The following is a 16,540-nucleotide window of genomic DNA, read 5'->3' as shown; positions in this document are numbered from 1 at the left end:
CGCTGTGCTCCCCGCTCGCCTCGGGGGCCGGTTCGATGTGCTCCCCGGTCACCGCGCGGCCGGGCCGAGGTCGGTCCAGTGCGTGCCGATCCAGTCCAGCGCGACCGAGCGCGCGCACGGCCCGTGCGCAAGTGTCCAGCCGTCCGGCACTGCGGCGAATTCGGGCCACAGGGAGTGTTGCCCGAGGTCGTTCACCAGGACCCGGAACTCGCCGTCCTCGTCGTCGAACGGGTTCGTCGGGGTGTCGTGGTCACGAGAGGTCATGGGAGTCGTTCTCCAACTCGGTGAGGCGGTCCAGGACCACACGCGCGATCTGCGCGATCGGGCCGGGCAGGGTCATGTCCTTGTGCGAGCAGGCCACGTTCGTGTTGTCGATCCGACCGCTCACGTACGGGGCCCAGGTGTCGGGGGTGAGCGTGTCGTCGATGGTGTCGACGGTGGCCCGGAAGAACAGCACGTCGCCGCGGAAGACCCGGTGGTCGAAGGCCCGCACGAGGTGGTTGGTGTTGAGGTAGATGTCGTTGAGCGCCTCGATCGTGGCCTCGTCCAGCCCGGCCAGCGGACTGCCCTCGCGGCGCAACACCGCGATCACCTCGCCGAGTTCGAGCGGCGCGCCACCCAGACTCTCCGGTCCGTAGCCGCCCATGGTGAGCAGCGCCTCCAGCGCCTCCGCACGATCGGGCACCGGCAACTCGCGAAAGCCCTCGGCCGGATACGCGTCCAGGATCGCGAGCAACTCGACCTCGTGGCCCAGGTCCTGCAGCCGGGTCGCCATCGCGTGCGCGATGATCCCGCCGGTCGACCAGCCGAGCAGCCGATACGGGCCGTCCGCCCGGACCTCGCGCAGCCGGTCGACGTAGTGCGCGGCCAACTCCTCCAGCGTCCGGGGCAGTGGTTCACCGGCGGTCGCCGGGCCGACACCCTGGGCCTGGAGGCCGTGGATGGGCAGATCCGCCGGCAGGTGCCGGATCAGGCCCGCGTAGCACCAGGACAGGCCACCGGCCGGATGCACGCAGAACAGCGGAGCCCGATCGGTCGAGCCGGCCGGGCGCAGCGGCAGCAGTACGTCCAGCGCGTCGGTGTGCTCGGCCGCCTCCAGCGCGGCGTCCAGGCCGGCGGCCGTGGGCGCCTGGAAGATGGTGCCGATGCCGACGTCCGCGCCCAGCGCGGACTTGATCCGGCCGGCCAGGCGGACCGCGAGCAGCGAGTGGCCGCCGAGGTCGAAGAAGTTGTCGTGCACGCCGACCGCGGGCACACCGAGCACGTCGGCGATCAGCGCGCACAGCCGCTCCTCGCGCGGTCCACGCGGAGCCCGTCCGGCGCCGGCCGATGCGGTGTGGTCCGGGCGCGGCAGCGCCTTGCGGTCCAGCTTGCCGTTCGCGGTCAGCGGCAGCCGGTCGACCACGACCACGGCGGAGGGGACCATGTGGACCGGCAGGGTCGCGGCGGCGTATTCGCGCAGCGCGGGCCCTTGGACGCCGGCCCTCCGGACATCGACCGCTTCGACATCGACCTTTTCGGCATCGGGCCCGGCGACACAGGGCCCGGCGACATCGGGACCGGCGACCACGTAGCCGACCAGCCGCTTGTCCCCGGGGGTGTCCTCGCGCAGCACCACGGCGGCGTCGGCGACCGCCGGATGCCCGGCCAACACCGACTCGATCTCGCCGAGTTCGACCCGGAAGCCGCGAATCTTGACCTGCTGGTCGGCCCGCCCGAGATAGTCCAGGCCGCCGTCCGCGCGGCGGCGCGCCAGGTCGCCGGAGCGATACATCCGGGCCCCCCGCTCGCCGAACCGGGCCGCGTGCGGGTCGGCCACGAAGCGGGTCGCGGTCAACGCGTGCCGACCCAGGTAGCCGCGCGCGAGGCCCTCGCCGGCGACGTACATCTCGCCGGTCACCCCGGGCGGGACCGGTTGGAGCCGGTGGTCCAGGACGTAGACGCGCAGGTCGGGGATGTTCACCCCGATCGTGCTCGCGCTCCCGGCGGCTGCCGACGCGCGAGAGAGCGGATGGTAGGAGACGTGCACCGTGGTCTCGGTGATCCCGTACATGTTCACCAGTCGCGGTGCGTCGTCGGGGTGCCGCTCGTACCAGTCGGCGAGTCGGGCGGGCTCCAGCGCCTCGCCGCCGAACACCACGTAGCGCAGCGCGAGGTCGCGTCCGGGCCGTTCCCGGTCGGCGGCCACCAACTGGTGGAACGCGGACGGCGTCTGGTTGAGCACGGTGACCCGTTCGTGGGCGAGCAGGTCGAGGAACTCGGCCGGGTCGCGGCTGACCAGGTGCGGCACCACGACCAGGCGACCGCCGAACAGCAGCGCGCCCCACAACTCCCAGACCGAGAAGTCGAACGCGTAGGAGTGGAACAGGGTCCACACGTCGTCCGGGCCGAAGCCGAACCAGTGGTCCGTCGCGGTGAACAGGCGGGCCACGTTGTGGTGGGTGACCGGCACGCCCTTGGGCCGGCCGGTGGAGCCGGAGGTGTAGATCACATAGGCCGGATCGCTCGCGCGCAGCGGGCGCTTGCGCTGCTCCTGACGCAGGTCGGAACTCGGGTAGGTGTCGGCGTCCTTGCCGTCCACCGGGATTCGGGGCAGGTCGTGCGCGGGCAGTCGACGTGCGGTCGCCGAGTCGGTGAGCAGCACGGCGGGCGCGGCGTCGTCCAGCATGTAGGCGAGCCGGTCGGCCGGGTAGTCCGGGTCGAGCGGCAGGTAGGCGGCGCCCGCCTTGGCGACCGCGAGCAGCGCGACCACCAACTCGGGGGAGCGCGGCAGCGCGAGCGCGACGATGTCGCCGGGTCCGATGTCGCGGGCGACCAGCAGCCGGGCCAGACGGTTGGCCCGGGCGGACAGTTCGGCGTAGCTCAGCGACAGGCCCGCGCAACTCACCGCGATCCGCGCGGGGTGCGCGCGGGCGGCCTGCTCGTAGCGGGCGACCAGGGTGGCCGAGGCGGTCGCGGTCGCGGTGGGCCCGGCGTTCCACTCGACGAGCGCGCGGTGCCGCTCGGGCTCGTCGAGCAGAGGCAGGGTGTCGATCGGCGCGTCCGGGTCGGCGACGGCGGCGGTGAGCAGTGCGGCGAGCCGGCGGGAGAGCCCGAGCACGGTGGCCCGGTCGAACAGGTCGGTGCGGTACTCGACGAACCCGCCGACGCCCCGTCCGGGTTGCTCGCCGACGTTCAGGGTGAGATCGAACTTGGCCGTTCCGGACGGCACGGCGGTCATCCGCGCGGTCAACGGGCCGAGCGCGAACTCGGTGTCGGGCAACGACTGCCACGCGATCAACACCTGGAACAGCGGGTGTCGGCCGAGCGAGCGCGGCGGGTTGAGCTCGTCCACGACCCGGTCGAACGGCAGGTCGGCGTGGTCGTACGCGGCCAGTGTGGCGCCGCGCACCCGATCGAGCAGGGTGCGGAAGCTCGGCGATCCGGACGTGTCGGCGCGCAGCACCAGGGTGTTCACGAAGAATCCGACCAGGTCGGCGGTGGCGTCGTCGTCGCGCCCGGCGACCGGCGTGCCCAGCGGGATGTCGGTGCCGCAGCCGTGCCGGGTGAGCAACGCGGCCAGCGCGGCCTGAACGGTCATGAACACGCTGGTGCCGGTCGCGCGGGCCAACTCCGCCAGGCCCGCGTGCGCGGTGGCGTCGAGGTGGAACGGGACCGTGTCGCCCGCGTACGAGGCGACCTGGGGGCGCGGTCGGTCGGTGGGCAGCGCGAGTTCGTCCGGCAGGCCGGCGAGGGTGCGCTTCCAGAAGTCCAGCTGCCGGGTGGCGGACGCGGTGGGTGCGGTGGCGGTGCCGAGCAGGCGGGCCTGCCAGGCGACATGGTCCGGGTAGCGCACCGCGAGCGGCGGGAACAGCGGTTCGCGATCGGTGACCCGGGCCGCGTAGGCGGTGGCCAGATCGCGGGCGAGCGGTGTGGTGGAGGCGCCGTCGCCGGCGATGTGGTGCAGGAGCAGGACCAGCGTGTGGGTGTGTCCGTCGGTGCGGAACAGCGTGCAGCGCAAAGGTGGTTCCGCGGCGAGGTCGAAGCGGTGGCGCACGGCGTCGGCGATCGTCTCCCCGGACGCCGCGAGGCGCAGCTCGGGGCGGGCCTGATCGGGCGTCAGGATCCGCTGGTAGGGCTCGTCCCCGTCCTCGCCGAGCACCGGGTAGACCGTGCGCAGCGTTTCGTGCCGGGCCACCAGGTCGGCCAGCGCGCGCTCGAGCGCGGAGTGGTCCGGCGAGCCGGTCAGGGTCAGCACGAGCGGGATGTTGTAGGTGGGGCTGGGCCCTTCGAGCCGGTACATGAACCACAGTCGCTGCTGCGCGGGCGACAGCGGCAGTCGGTCGCCGGTGCGCGGCACCGGTTCCAGTACCGGGCGCGACTCGGGATCCGTGCTCGCCCGGACCAGTTCGGCCAGGCCGGCGGGGGTCGGCCGGCGGAAGACGTCGGCCAGACCGATCGGTGCCTCGAAGCTCTCCCGGGCCCGTGCGGCGAACCGGGCGGCGAGCAGCGAGTGGCCGCCGAGGTCGAAGAAGTCGGCGTCCCGGGAGGGTTGTTCGGGCAATTCCAGGACGGCGGCGAACAGATCGCAGATGATCTCCTCGTGCAGACCGCGCGGACCCTCCCGCAGACCGGGCGCCACGGGCGCCGGGTCCGGCAGCGCGCGGTGGTCGATCTTGTCGTTGGCGGTGCGCGGCAGCGCGGGCAGGACGAGCACCGCGGCCGGGACCAGGTGTTCGGGCAGCAGGTCGGCGAGGTACGCGCGCAGCGCCTCGGGGTCCGGGGTTTGACCGGCGACCGGGACCACGTAGCCGAGCAGTCGTTTTCCGTGCGCCGCGTCCCGGGCGATCACCGCGGCCTGCGCGACGTCCGGGTGGGTGGCCAACACCGTCTGGATCTCGCCCGGTTCGATCCGGAAGCCGCGAATCTTGACCTGTTCGTCGGCCCGGCCCAGGAGTTCGAGGGTGCCGTCCGCGCGACGCCGGGCGAGGTCGCCGGTGCGGTACATCCGCCCGCCCGGATCGCCGTGCGCGGCGCCGAACGGGTCGGCGACGAAGCGCTCTGCGGTCAGGTCGGGCCGGTTCAGGTAGCCCCGGGCCAGGCACGCGCCGGCGATGTGCAGTTCGCCGGTGACGCCGACCGGGGTCGGCCGCAGCGAGTTGTCCAGGACGTAGGCGCGCGAGGCGCGGACCGGGGCGCCGGCGCCGTCCGGGCCCCAGAAGTAGGCATCGACGGTGGTCTCGGTGGGTCCGTACAGGTTGATCGGCCGGCTGCCCGGGATCGCGGAGAGTCGTTGCCACAGCGGCTCGGGCACGCTCTCGCCGCCGACCACCACGACGGCGGGGTGGTGCCGGCCGGGGGCGTCGAGGCCCTCGGCGAGCAGCGCCTCGGCGTAGGTGGGCGTCACGTCCAGATAGTCGACCCGGTGCTCGTGCAGGTAGTCGAGCAGCGTGGTGGGGTCGCGGTAGCCGGCGTCGTCGAGCAGGTGCAGTTCGTGGCCGTGCGCCATCCACAGGATCGGGTCCCACGAGGCGTCGAACGCGAACGAGGCGCTGTGTCCGATCCGCAGCCGGGTGCGCCCGGTGCGCTCGACGGCGGGCGCGATGTGGTCGGTTCCGTGGCTCGCGTACAGATTGGCCAGCGAGGCGTGCGAGACCGCGACACCCTTGGGCCTACCGGTGGAGCCGGAGGTGTGGATCACGTACGCGCTGTGCTCGGGGCGCGGCGGTCGCGGGGTGCGGTCCGGGTGCGCGGCCAGTCGGGCACGGGTGTTCGGGTCGTCCAGGAGCACGGTGTGGATGTCGTGCGCGGGCAGGCCCGCGACCGCCTCGGCGGTGCCGATCAGGCAGCCGGGTCGGGTGTCGGCCAACACGTCGGCGATCCGCCGGGCCGGGTGGCCGAGGTCGAGGAACTGGCAGACGCCGCCCGCCTTGAGCACGGCGAGCAGGGCGACCACGGTGTCCGCGCCGCGGTGCAGCGCGACGGCGACCGGGACCTCGGCGGTGACGCCGGCCGCGATCAGCTCGTGGGCGAGTCGATTGGCGGCCGAATCGACCTCGGCGAAGGTGCGCGCGTCCGTGCCGGCGCGGACCGCGATCGCGTCGGGCGTGCGGGCGACCTGGTGCGAGTACAGCTCGGGCAGGGTCGTGGTGACCGGTGGTTCGGCGCGACCGGCGGTGGCCCGCACGACCTCGTCGGGGGTGAGCAGGTCGATCCGGCCGATCGCCTGCCGGGGCTCGTTGTGCAGCAACTCGACGAGCGCGTCCAGGTAGCGCAGCAGGCCGAGTTCGTGATCGGCCAGAGCGGACGCGCGGTAGCGGGCGGGATGGGCGTCCAGTTCGATCCGCAGGCCGCCGCCGGCGGTCGGCACGACGCCGACGGCCAGGTCGTCCACCGGGCCGGCGGCCAGGTTGTGCACCCGGGCGACCGAGCCGTCCAGATCCAGGTCGCCCTCGAAGGCCTTGATGTTGATCATCGGCCCGTACAGCGGTTGTTCGCTTGCGACGGCGCCGAGTTCGCGGAGCAGGTCCTCCTGGCGGAAGCGCTGGTGTCGGCGGACGGCGCGCAGTTCGAGCACCACCCTGCGCAGCAACTCGGGCGCGGTGTCCCGGGGATGGACCGCGACCCGCAGCGGCAGAATGTTGACCGCCATCGCCGGGGTGCGCAGCGCCGTGGGGCTGCGCCGGTTGAGCAGCGGGAGGCCGAGGATGATCTCCCGGGCACCGGTGGTGCGGTGCAGGTAGCCCGCGGTGGCGGCGATCAGCAGTTCGGCCCAGGTGGCCCGGGCGATCGAGGCGGCCTCGGTGAGCCGGGCGGCACGTTCGGGCGGAAGTTCGACGGCGCGGCGCAGGATCGGGGCCGCGGGCAGGGGAGCCGCGGGCTCCGAGGACAGGGTGACCGGTCGCGGACGGTCGGCGAGGTGATCGAGCCAGAACGCGCGATCGGTGTCGTACGCTTCGCTCGCTCGGTAGTCGACCTCCTCCGCGACCAGGGCGCGCAGGCTGCCGAAGGGGTTGGGGGTGGGCTGGTCTCGGCGGGCGAAGGCGGTGTACAACTCGGCGACCCGGCGGCCGATCAGGGTGAGCGCGTACGCGTCCACGGCGACGTGGTGGACCCGCCGGTACCACCAGTGGTGGTCGTCGGCGAAGCGGAACAGCGCGTGGGTGACCAGGGGTCCGGCGCTCGGGTCGACGGCCCGGTCCAGATCGGCGCGCATCCAGGCCCGGGCCACGGCCTTCGGGTCCTCGGCGGTGCTCAGGTCGACGCGGCGCACCGGGTGCTCGTGGTCGATGACGCGTTGGGTCGAGGTGCCGTCGGCGTCCGCCACCACCAGCAGGCGCAGCGTCTCGGCCTCGACAGCGACCCGGTGCAGTGCGCGGGTGAACAGGTCGGCGTCCAGCGGGCCGCGGATCTCGACCCGGTCACCGGTGTTGTAGACCGGATCCCCCGGGGCCAGCGCCTGGGCGTAGACGATGCCGGCCTGGGCGGCGAGCAGCGGCAGCCGGGCGGCGTCGGGGCCGGCCGCCGGCGCGGGCACGTCGGCCTCGGCGAGGTCCGGGACGGAAGGATCCGAAACGGTGGTCTCGGCCTGGTGGTGAGGCATGGTGTGGAGACTCCCGGGGCGCGACGACGGCAGGCGGCGCGTACCGATCCCCGGCACGCGAAGTTAGGTAAGCCTAAGCTATCTTCCGAGGGTCCGTCAGGGTGCCCCCGGGACGAAGAAATCTCGATGAAGCGGAGCGGAACATGAGCGTGGCCGACGTGGCGGACCGACCGGCCTCGGATGCCGACCGGGCCGCGATCCGCGATCGGGTGCTGGCGGATCGGGACGAATTGCTCGCGCTCAGCCGACGCATCCACGCCCACCCGGAACCGGCCTTCGCCGAACACCGGGCCTCGGCCTGGTGCGCGGACGTGCTGCGCGCCCACGGCTACGCGGTCACCGCGCCCGTGTTCGGCCTGGACACCGCCTTCGTGGCGAGCATCGGGTCCGGCCCGATCACGGTCGCGATCGCGTGCGAGTACGACGCGCTGCCGGGTCTCGGCCACGCGTGCGGACACAACCTGATCGCGGCGGCGGGTGTCGGCGCCGCCCTCGCACTCGGCCCGGTCGCCGATCGGCTGGGCCTGACCGTGCGCGTGGTCGGCACCCCGGCCGAGGAGCGCGGCGCGGGCAAGGCGCTGCTCCTGGACGCGGGTGCCTTCGACGGCGTGGACGCGGCGATGATGGTGCACCCGTGCCCGTTCGAGGTGGCCGAGTTCCGCTCCTTCGCACTCGGCACGCTGTCCGTGGAATACCTCGGCACTGCCGCGCATCCGAGTCTGAACCCGCACGAAGGACGCAGCGCCGCCGACGCGCTGACGGTGGCTCAGGTCGCCCTGGGTCTGCTGGGACGGCAGTTGCCTATGGACTGGCGGGTGCACGGCATCACCACGGCGGCGGGCACCTCGCCCAACGCGGTCCCGGAGCGGGCCACCGCCGAGTACGAACTGCGCACAACGGACGCGGCCGACCTGGCCGAACTGCGCGACCGGGTCGAGGCATGCTTCCGGGCCGGCGCGCTGGCGATCGGCTGCGAGGTCCGGCTGACCCGCCCCGAACCGGACTACCTGGACTTCCGCACCGACCCGACCCTGATCGCGCTATGGCGGGCCAACGCCCGGGAACTGGGCCGCCCGGACCCGATCGAGCGACCCCCCTTCGCGTGCACCGACATGGGCAACGTCTCGCACGTGATCCCGACCATTCATCCGGTCCTGGACATCACGGGTGGCACCTGCGGCCCGCACGAGGCGGCCTTCGCGGACGCGGCGATCTCCCCGGCGGCCGACCGAGCCATCCTCGACGGCGCCACGGCGATGGCCTGGACCGCGATGGACTACGCCCTGCTGCGCCGCGGAGGGGGAGCACCCGGCACGGCGGGATAGCGGCGCGAACGCCTGGGGAGCGCCGCGAACGCCCGCCGGCGCTGCGAACGCCCGCACATGGTGTGGTGGTTGCGCCAACCTTCGGCCGCGGTCCGACGGTCGCGCCAACGCCCGCCCACGCAGGGACGACCGCCGCGTTCGCGCCCACCGGTTCGGTCTGCCCCACCCAGGCCGCACCGGGTTCCACCACCTCGCGTCCGGGTGGCCGCACGGTCGTGGGCGGGCACAAGGGCGCGCGATGGTGGAGCGGTATCGGTGAACCCCTGAGGAGTCGTCGTGTCCGCACCCATGGTCCGTGTCCCCGGCAGCCCCGCCCTCCTGAGCCGCCGTCGTTGCTGTGCGCTGGCGGTGGCCCTGACCGGGTCGACGATCGCGTTGGCCCCACCGGCCACCGCCGCCGAGCGCCGGCCGCCCATCCGGGACCGATTGCGCCACGAGGCGGAGCAACTGCTGCGGGACGGCGGCTACGTGAACGCCGCGATCGTGGTGCGCGACGGGCGCGAGCGCAGTCAGGCGTACGCGGGGCCGGCCGACCTGCGCACCGGGCGGCCCGTACCGCACGACGCGCGGCTGCGGATCGGCAGCGCGACCAAGGCGTTCGTGGCCACCGTCGTACTGCAACTGGTGGCCGAGGGAAGGCTCTCGCTCGCCGACTCGGTGGAGCGGTGGTTGCCCGGGGTGGTCACCGGCAACGGCAACGACGGACGCCGGGTGACCGTGCGCCACCTGCTCCAGCACACCGGCGGCCTGCACAACTACTCGATCGAACTCCCGGATACCGCCGCGGGTTTCGAACAGGTGCGGTTCCGTGACACGAACGCCCGGGAGTTGGTGGACGCGGCGATGCGCTTCGCCCCGAGCTTCCCGCCCGCCGCCCCCGAGGACCCGACGCCGAACTGGGAGTACTCGAACACCGGTTACGTCCTGGCCGGGATGATCATCGAACGGATCACCGGCCGTTCCTGGGCTGACCAGGTGCGCACCCGGGTGCTGCGCCCGCTTCGCCTCGACGACAGCTACGCACCCGGCGGCGATCCGACCCTGCCCGCGCCGTACGCCCACTCCTACCACCGCTTCCCGGACCGGGACGCCTGGGTGGACACCACCATCCGCAACATGTCCTGGGGCGACGCGGCCGGCGAGATGATCAGCACCCACGCCGATCTGGACCGCTTCTTCACCGCGCTGCTCGGCGGCCGACTGCTGCCGCCCGCGCAACTCGCGCTGATGCGCACGACCGTACCGATGCCGGCCGACTTCGAGCAGGTCATGCCGGGGGTGCGCTACGGCCTGGGGCTGATGCGCCAACCGCTGCCGGGCGGCGGATACCGCTGGGGGCACGGCGGCGACATCGAGGGCAGCAAGATCCGGATGGGCGTCACCGAGGACGGCCGACGCAGCGTCGTGATCGTGGTCAACGGCACCGACGACGGCGACGAAATCGGGCTGCGCGCCGAGGTGGCCGTACAACGACTGACCGACCGACTGCTCGCCCCCGAGGCATGAGCGCACGTCGGCCCCCGAAGCGGCGCCCACATCGGTCGCCGCTCCCGGACACCTCCACGGAGGAACACGCGATGAACTCGATTACCACACGGGTACGTTCGAGGCCGTACCGGGCCGCCTGCCTGCTCGCCGTCGGCCTCGTGCTCGCCACCACGAGCACCGCCACGGCGACGGCGAGCGAGCCGGCCGCCGCACACGACCCGGCCGCCTCCCGCCTCCAGCGCGACACCGACGCGATCCACGACGCCGGCGCGATCGGCGTCACCGTGCGCTACACCGCGCCCGGCACGGTACGCACCACTCGAAGCGGCGAGGCCGAAGCGCACACCGGCCGACCGGTGCCCCGGGACGGCCACTACCGGATCGGCAGCACGACCAAGACCTTCGTGGCCACCGTCACCCTGCAACTGGTGGCGGAGGGCCGGTTGCGGCTGGACGAGCCGATCGAGACCTGGCTCCCGGGTGTGGTGCGCGGCAACGGCAACGACGGCCGCCGGATCACCCTGCGGCACCTGCTCCAACACACCAGCGGGATCCCCGGCTACACCGCGCTGCCCTCCGCCGTCCCGGCGCTGTACTCGGCACGCGGCTACCGGGAGAACCGCTTTCGGCACTACCGGCCCCAAGACTTGGTCGCCGCCGCGCTCACCCTGCCCGGCCGGTTCGAACCGGGTACCGCGTGGGCCTACTCGAACACCAACTACCTGCTCGTGGGCATGATCATCGACCGGGTCACCGGCCGCTCGTGGGGCGAGGAGGTACGCGACCGGATCCTGCGCCCCCTCGGCCTGCACGACACCCGGGTCCCGGGCGACGACCCGTATCTGCCGCAGCCGCACGCGCAGGGCGGGCACACCTTCGCGGGCGACAGCCGCCCCACCGACACCACCGTGCTCAACCACACCGTCGCCGACGCGGCCGGGGCGATGTACGGCACGCCGAGCGACATCGACCGCTTCTTCGCCGCGCTGCTCTCCGGTCGGCTGCTCGGGCCCGGCGAACTCGCCGAGATGCGCCGCACGGAGCCGATCCCGGACGAGCCCGGGCGCGGCTACGGCCTGGGTCTGGAGAGCACCGAGCTCAGTTGCGGCGGGGAGTACTGGCACCACGGCGGCAACGATCTCGGCTTCTCCAGTGAGAACGGCGTCACCGCCGACGGTCGACGGGCCGTGCTGGTGGTACGCAACGGTGTCGACGAGAACGACGAGGCGGGCGGCGCGCGCCAGGACGCGGCGACCAGGGCGCTGATCGACCACGCGCTGTGCGCGCCCGACCCGTCTCGTCCGTGAACTATGGCTTGGATGAGAGCAATTCGGCCCACCCCTCCAGGGTGGGCCGCTCCGCGAGGTCGGCGAAGTCCACCACGACTCCGTATTCGCGGGTCCAGCGTTCCACCAGGGCCATCACCCGCACCGAGTCGAGGCCGTAGTCGACCAGGTTCTCGTCGTCGGGGATGTCCGTCGGGTCCTCGCCGAGGATGTCGGCGACGTCGGTGCGGATCAGTTCGAGAGTAAGCGCCATGTCCGTCTACTTCCCCGCGAACAGCGACGCGGTGTCGGTGACCACCGCACAGTTCGCCGCGGCCCAGTGCAGGGCCATCCGGTGGTTGTCCGAGGTGAAGTCGGCCACCGCGTCCGCCACCACGAACGCCCGGATGTCCTGCATCCACGCGTCGCACGCGGTGGTCATCACCCCGATGTGCGCGTACACACCGACGATCACCAACTGATCGCGGCCGAGGTCGCGCATCCACGCGCGCAACTCGGTGCGTACGAAGGCGCTGTACTTCCACTTGGTCAGCACGGTGTCGGCGGGCCCGGGTGCCACGGCGGGCACGATCGCCGCCGCGTGCGGGTCGTCCGGCAACCCCGGACCCCAGAAGTCCTGTTGGAGACCCCGCTGTTCGGCACTCTGGCCGCCGGGCTGCGCGGAGTAGACCACCGGCACTCCGAGCCGCGCGCAGTCGTCCTTGAGGCGGGCGACATTGGCGAGCAACTCGGTGACCGGGGAGGCGTCGGGTTCGAACGCGGACAGGAAGTAGTTCTGCAGATCGTGCACGAGCAGCACGGCACGGGCCGGGTCCACGGTCCAGTCCACCCGATTCGTCGGCAGATCGGCCGCGTCCGGCATTGGATAGGGGGCGATCTTCGGCAATGCCATGGCGGGTGCGGCCTTTCGGGGCGGGAATCGACGGGGGGCGGGGGAGTTCGTTGTTCAGTCGCGGTGTTCGGCCAGTCCGGCGGCGATCGCCGTACGCAGGTCCTTCTTGCTGACCTTGCCGACGCCGGTGTAGGGGAACGTCTCGACGAACTCGACGTGGTCGGGCACCTTGTACCCGGCCAGGCCGCGCTCGCGGACGAAGCGGCGGATCGCGACCGGCTTGAGCGGTTCGGCGCCGGCGCGCAGGATCACGTACGCGCAGGTGCGCTCACCCAGGTAGGCGTCCGGCACCGCGACCACGGCCACGTCGTGCACGGACGGGTGGGCGAGGATGTGGTTCTCCACCTCCTCGGCCGCGACCTTCTCACCGCCCCGGTTGATCTGGTCCTTGGCCCGGCCCTCGACCACGAGATGGCCGGAGGGGAGCCGGCGGACCACGTCCCCGGTGCGGTAGAAGCCGTCCTCGGTGAACGATCTCGCGTTGTGCTCGGGCGCGTTCCAGTAGCCGCGAATGGTGTACGGACCCCGGGTGAGCAGGTGTCCGGTCTCGCCTTCGGGCAGATCCACGTCGGCGTCGTCGACGATCCGGATCTCGTCGTCCGGCGAGATCGGCCGCCCCTGCGAGGTGACGATCACCTCTTCCGGGTCGTCGAGTCGGGTGTAGTTGACCAGGCCCTCGGCCATCCCGAACACCTGCTGGAGCGTGCAACCGATGGCGGGGGCGACCCGGCGGGCCGCCTCCGCACTGAACTTCGCGCCGCCGACCAGCAGAACACGCAGGCTGCTCAGGTCGAAACCGCCGCGCTGGGCCGCCTCGGTCCAGGCCAGCGCCAGCGGCGGCACCACGCCCGTGATGGTCACCCGTTCGCGCTCGATCAGCGCGAACGCCACGTCGGGAGTGGGCCTGGGGCACAACACGACGCGCGCTCCGGCGTACAGCGCGCCGAGCGTGCCGGGCGAGCTGAGCGGGAAGTTGTGCGCGGCGGGCAGCGCGCACAGGTACACGCTGTCCGCGTCCACGGCGCAGATCTCGTTGGAGCCGCGCAGCGAGTAGATGTAGTCGTCGTGCGTGCGCGGGATCAGCTTGGGCACGCCGGTGCTGCCACCGGACAATTGCAGGAAGGCGAGTTCGCCCGGGCCGGGCGGGTCGGTGATCTCCACCGGGTCGCCGTCCACGTCGGCCAGCGCGGTGTGCTCGCCGGGGTCGCCGACCACCAGGACGTGCTTGAGCGAGGGCAGGTCGGCGCGCACCCTGCTCGCCAGCGCCCGGTGGTCGTAGCCCTCGCAGACGTCCGGGATCACATAGGCGACCGCCTCGGTGAACGCGCAGAAATAGGCGATTTCGGTCTCGCGGTGCGCGGGCAGCGCGAACACCGGCAGCGCACCGATCCGGAACAGCGCGAAGACCACGCCGAAAAACTCGGCCACATTGGGGAGTTGCAGGACCACCCGGTCGCCCCGGCCGATCCCGCGGGCGAGCAGCCCGGCGGCGATCCGGTCGGCCCGCTCGTCCAGGTCCGCGTAGGTCCAGCGGCGGTCGCCGTCCACGATCGCGATCCGGTCCGGGTGTGCGGCGGCGCGCTCGCGCAGCATGCCGCCGAACGTTTCGCCGCGCCACCACCCGGCGGCCCGGTAGCGCTCGGCGAACTCGGCGGGCCAGGTGGGCGCGGGCACGAAGTTCGGGGCGCTCATCGCCGACCCGCCACGGCGTGCAGGAAGGTGCCGAACTTGGCCTCGGTCTCGGCGGTCTCCGCCGCCGGCGAGGACGCCGAGACGATGCCCGCCCCGGCGTACAGGCGCAGCGTGTCCGCGTCCGCCTCGGCACAGCGGATGGTGACCACCCATTCGCCGTCGCCGTCCGCGTCGCCCCAGCCGACCATGCCGGTGTACAGGCCCCGGTCGAACGGCTCCAGGTCGGCGATGGCGCGGCGCGCGGTCGTGGTCGGGGTGCCGCACACGGCCGGGGTCGGGTGCAGCGCGCAGGCCAACTCCAGCGCGGAGGCCGGGTCCTGCGCCGGAAGGGTGCCGGTGACGGTGGTGGACAGGTGCCACATCGCGGCAGTGCAGACCAGGGTCGGCCGCTCGGGCACCTCCAGCGTCTCGCAGTACGGCGCGAGCGCGGCGCGCACCGCGGCCACGACCACGGCGTGTTCGTGCAGGTCCTTCTCGGATTCGAGCAGGCCGGTCGCGCGGCGCACATCCTCGGCCAGATCGGCGCTGCGTTTGGCGGAGCCCGCCAGGGGGTTGGCCAGCACGTTCCGGCCGGTGCGCGAGACGAGCAACTCCGGGCTGGCGCCGATCAGCGTGCTGCCGGGCCGTACGCCCGGCACCGCGAACGTGTAGCCCTGCGGGTCGCGACGGGCCAGCCGTTGCAACAGCACGGGTATGTCCAGGGGTTCGGACGAGCGCAGTTCCAGCGTGCGGGCCAGCACCACCTTGTCGAGCGCGCCCGCGCGCATGCGCCGCACGGCCTCGGCCACGCCCGCCTCGTACACCTCGGGTGCGGGCACCGGGCGGATGTCCCAGGCGGTGCCGGTCGGTTCGGGCGCGGCGAGCGCGATCAGCGGGTCGGCGGACAGCGGCGGTCCCCAGGTCGCCGCCTCCGGGACCACCAGCGCGGCGCGCTCGCCCTGGTCGAACGGCACGGCGCCGAGCACGATCGCACTCCGCCCGCCGACCGGGCTCGCGGCCGCCAGCGTCTGTGCCACCCGAGTGGCCAACGGCCGCTCGTCGTCCTCGACTTCGGTCTGCGTGCCGTGGGTGAGCAGGGTGCGGGTGGGGGAGGCGAAGAAGCGCGCGCTGCCGGGGCGATACGCGTCGAGCAGCGCGGTCGCCGCGCCGACTGTGGCGAGACCGGTGGCTTCTGGGGTGGTCACCTGAGGCTCCTTTGATTCTCCGGCGGGATGCCGCGGAGTCCGAGCGGCTCGATCGGACGCCGAGCCGAAGCGGTGCGGGGTGCGGGTGGTGCCCGCCGAGCCGGGCGGGACGGGTGTGGGTCGTGGCCCGGCGCGGGTGCTGAGGGTCCGTCACACGTGCAGCGTCGCGCCGCCGTCGACGTACATGTTGTGCATGGTGATCTGTTTGGCCCGGTCCGAGGCGAGGAAGACGACCGCCTCGGCGATGTCGGCGGGGTCGGCGATCCGGCCCAGCGGGATCCCGGTGCGGAAGCCGGCGAGGTCGCCCTCGATCACCCGTCGCGGCGCGTCCGCGTCGGTCCACAGGGCGCGTTGCATGGGGGTGTCGGTGGAGCCGGGTGAGACCACGTTGCAGCGCACGCCGCTGCGCGCGAGTTCCAGGCCCAGACACATCGTGAACATGGTCGCGGCGGCCTTGGACGCGGCGTACGCGGCCATCCCGGCGCGGGGGATGCCGGCCGCGTTGGAGCCGACCGTGACGATGCTGCCCGTTCCGCGCTCGGCCATCGGACCGGCCACCGCGCGGCTGGTGTGGAAGACCCCGGTGCTGTTGACCGCGAACGTGTCCGACCAGGCCCGGTCGGTGAGTTCGGTCACCGGCGAGGTGTGCAGCACGCCGGCGACGTTGACCAGGATGGCGATCGGGCCCAGGTGCCGCTCGATCGCGGCCACGGTGGCGGAGACCGCCGGGCCATCGGTGACGTCGAGCGGATAGGCGACCACCGCGCCGGTGTCGTCGTCGGCCATCAGGGCCTTGACACCGACCGGATCGCGGTCGGTGGCGGCGACGGTGGCACCGTGGTCGACGAGGGCCCGGACGACGGCGGCCCCGATGCCCTGCGCGGCGCCGGTGACCACCGCGACGCGGCCGGCGAGGTCTGATGGGTGCACGAAATTCCCCTCGGCAAACACAGCCCCCGAGTCGAGGCTTAGGTGAGCCTAACCTAACTTCGCACGTACGGTCGATGGTGGTGGGGCGCCCTCGAGCCACCCGACCCCGCGTGGCCGACCGGCGCCCCACCCCCGGCGCCCACCCCTTCGAAACGCCCCTC

At 73.0% G+C, this 16,540-nt stretch carries 10 protein-coding genes; 3 read left to right on the top strand and 7 right to left on the bottom strand.

Features of this window, described 5'->3' with window-relative positions; genetic code table 11:
• Positions 1–48 precede the first annotated feature (48 nt).
• Entirely contained in the window at positions 49–264 is a 216-nt protein-coding gene (locus tag ACZ4FV_RS23085) for an MbtH family protein (RefSeq protein ID WP_395863937.1), read from the bottom strand.
• Positions 251–7,582 carry an amino acid adenylation domain-containing protein gene (locus ACZ4FV_RS23080; protein WP_465323178.1) on the bottom strand — a complete coding sequence of 2,444 codons (7,332 nt, stop codon included), beginning with the start codon at positions 7,580–7,582 and terminating at the stop codon, positions 251–253. Before ACZ4FV_RS23080 ends, ACZ4FV_RS23085 begins: the two co-directional genes overlap by 14 nt.
• 143 nt (positions 7,583–7,725) lie before the next feature.
• Between ACZ4FV_RS23080 and ACZ4FV_RS23075 the strand changes: the two genes are divergently transcribed.
• The 3 genes from ACZ4FV_RS23075 (at position 7,726) to ACZ4FV_RS23065 (ending at position 11,702) form a co-directional block, all read left to right on the top strand.
• Positions 7,726–8,907, top strand: coding sequence for an amidohydrolase (locus tag ACZ4FV_RS23075; protein ID WP_402232921.1), 1,182 nt, complete (start codon positions 7,726–7,728; stop codon positions 8,905–8,907).
• 276 nt (positions 8,908–9,183) lie between these two features.
• The gene (locus tag ACZ4FV_RS23070; protein ID WP_402232918.1) at positions 9,184–10,413 is read left to right on the top strand and encodes a serine hydrolase domain-containing protein; all 1,230 of its coding nucleotides are present in this window, start codon (positions 9,184–9,186) and stop codon (positions 10,411–10,413) included.
• A 71-nt stretch (positions 10,414–10,484) separates the two neighbouring features.
• Positions 10,485–11,702, top strand: coding sequence for a serine hydrolase domain-containing protein (locus tag ACZ4FV_RS23065; protein WP_402232916.1), 1,218 nt, complete (start codon positions 10,485–10,487; stop codon positions 11,700–11,702).
• Position 11,703: 1 nt separating this feature from the next.
• Here ACZ4FV_RS23065 and ACZ4FV_RS23060 read toward each other — a convergent pair whose 3' ends face one another.
• From ACZ4FV_RS23060 to ACZ4FV_RS23040, 5 genes are all read right to left on the bottom strand, one after another.
• Positions 11,704–11,934 carry a phosphopantetheine-binding protein gene (locus tag ACZ4FV_RS23060; protein ID WP_395863947.1) on the bottom strand — a complete coding sequence of 77 codons (231 nt, stop codon included), beginning with the start codon at positions 11,932–11,934 and terminating at the stop codon, positions 11,704–11,706.
• A 6-nt stretch (positions 11,935–11,940) separates the two neighbouring features.
• Complete coding sequence (locus tag ACZ4FV_RS23055) at positions 11,941–12,573, bottom strand: isochorismatase family protein (protein ID WP_395863949.1); 633 nt, start codon at positions 12,571–12,573, stop codon at positions 11,941–11,943.
• A gap of 54 nt (positions 12,574–12,627) precedes the next feature.
• Positions 12,628–14,265: a (2,3-dihydroxybenzoyl)adenylate synthase gene (locus ACZ4FV_RS23050; protein WP_395863951.1), complete on the bottom strand. Its 1,638-nt coding sequence runs from the start codon at positions 14,263–14,265 to the stop codon at positions 12,628–12,630.
• Entirely contained in the window at positions 14,262–15,449 is a 1,188-nt protein-coding gene (gene dhbC / locus ACZ4FV_RS23045) for an isochorismate synthase DhbC (protein WP_395863953.1), read from the bottom strand. Before dhbC ends, ACZ4FV_RS23050 begins: the two co-directional genes overlap by 4 nt.
• 150 nt (positions 15,450–15,599) lie before the next feature.
• A complete protein-coding gene (locus tag ACZ4FV_RS23040) occupies positions 15,600–16,379 on the bottom strand; it encodes a 2,3-dihydro-2,3-dihydroxybenzoate dehydrogenase (protein WP_395863954.1) in 780 nt (259 codons plus the stop codon).
• Between the last annotated feature and the right edge of the window lie 161 nt (positions 16,380–16,540).

The organism is Embleya sp. NPDC025285, from assembly GCF_055558835.1.
Note: the sequence above shows the minus strand (reverse complement) of the source record. Positions and strands in the feature narration are given on the sequence as shown.

What these genes read in the sequence shown, in the direction of transcription:
- ACZ4FV_RS23085 (WP_395863937.1), bottom strand. Translation starts at nt 264, where the DNA reads ATGACCTCTCGTGACCACGACACCCCGACGAACCCGTTCGACGACGAG.
- ACZ4FV_RS23080 (WP_465323178.1), bottom strand. Translation starts at nt 7,582, where the DNA reads ATGCCTCACCACCAGGCCGAGACCACCGTTTCGGATCCTTCCGTCCCG.
- ACZ4FV_RS23075 (WP_402232921.1), top strand. Translation starts at nt 7,726, where the DNA reads ATGAGCGTGGCCGACGTGGCGGACCGACCGGCCTCGGATGCCGACCGG.
- ACZ4FV_RS23065 (WP_402232916.1), top strand. Translation starts at nt 10,485, where the DNA reads ATGAACTCGATTACCACACGGGTACGTTCGAGGCCGTACCGGGCCGCC.
- ACZ4FV_RS23060 (WP_395863947.1), bottom strand. Translation starts at nt 11,934, where the DNA reads ATGGCGCTTACTCTCGAACTGATCCGCACCGACGTCGCCGACATCCTC.
- ACZ4FV_RS23055 (WP_395863949.1), bottom strand. Translation starts at nt 12,573, where the DNA reads ATGGCATTGCCGAAGATCGCCCCCTATCCAATGCCGGACGCGGCCGAT.
- ACZ4FV_RS23050 (WP_395863951.1), bottom strand. Translation starts at nt 14,265, where the DNA reads ATGAGCGCCCCGAACTTCGTGCCCGCGCCCACCTGGCCCGCCGAGTTC.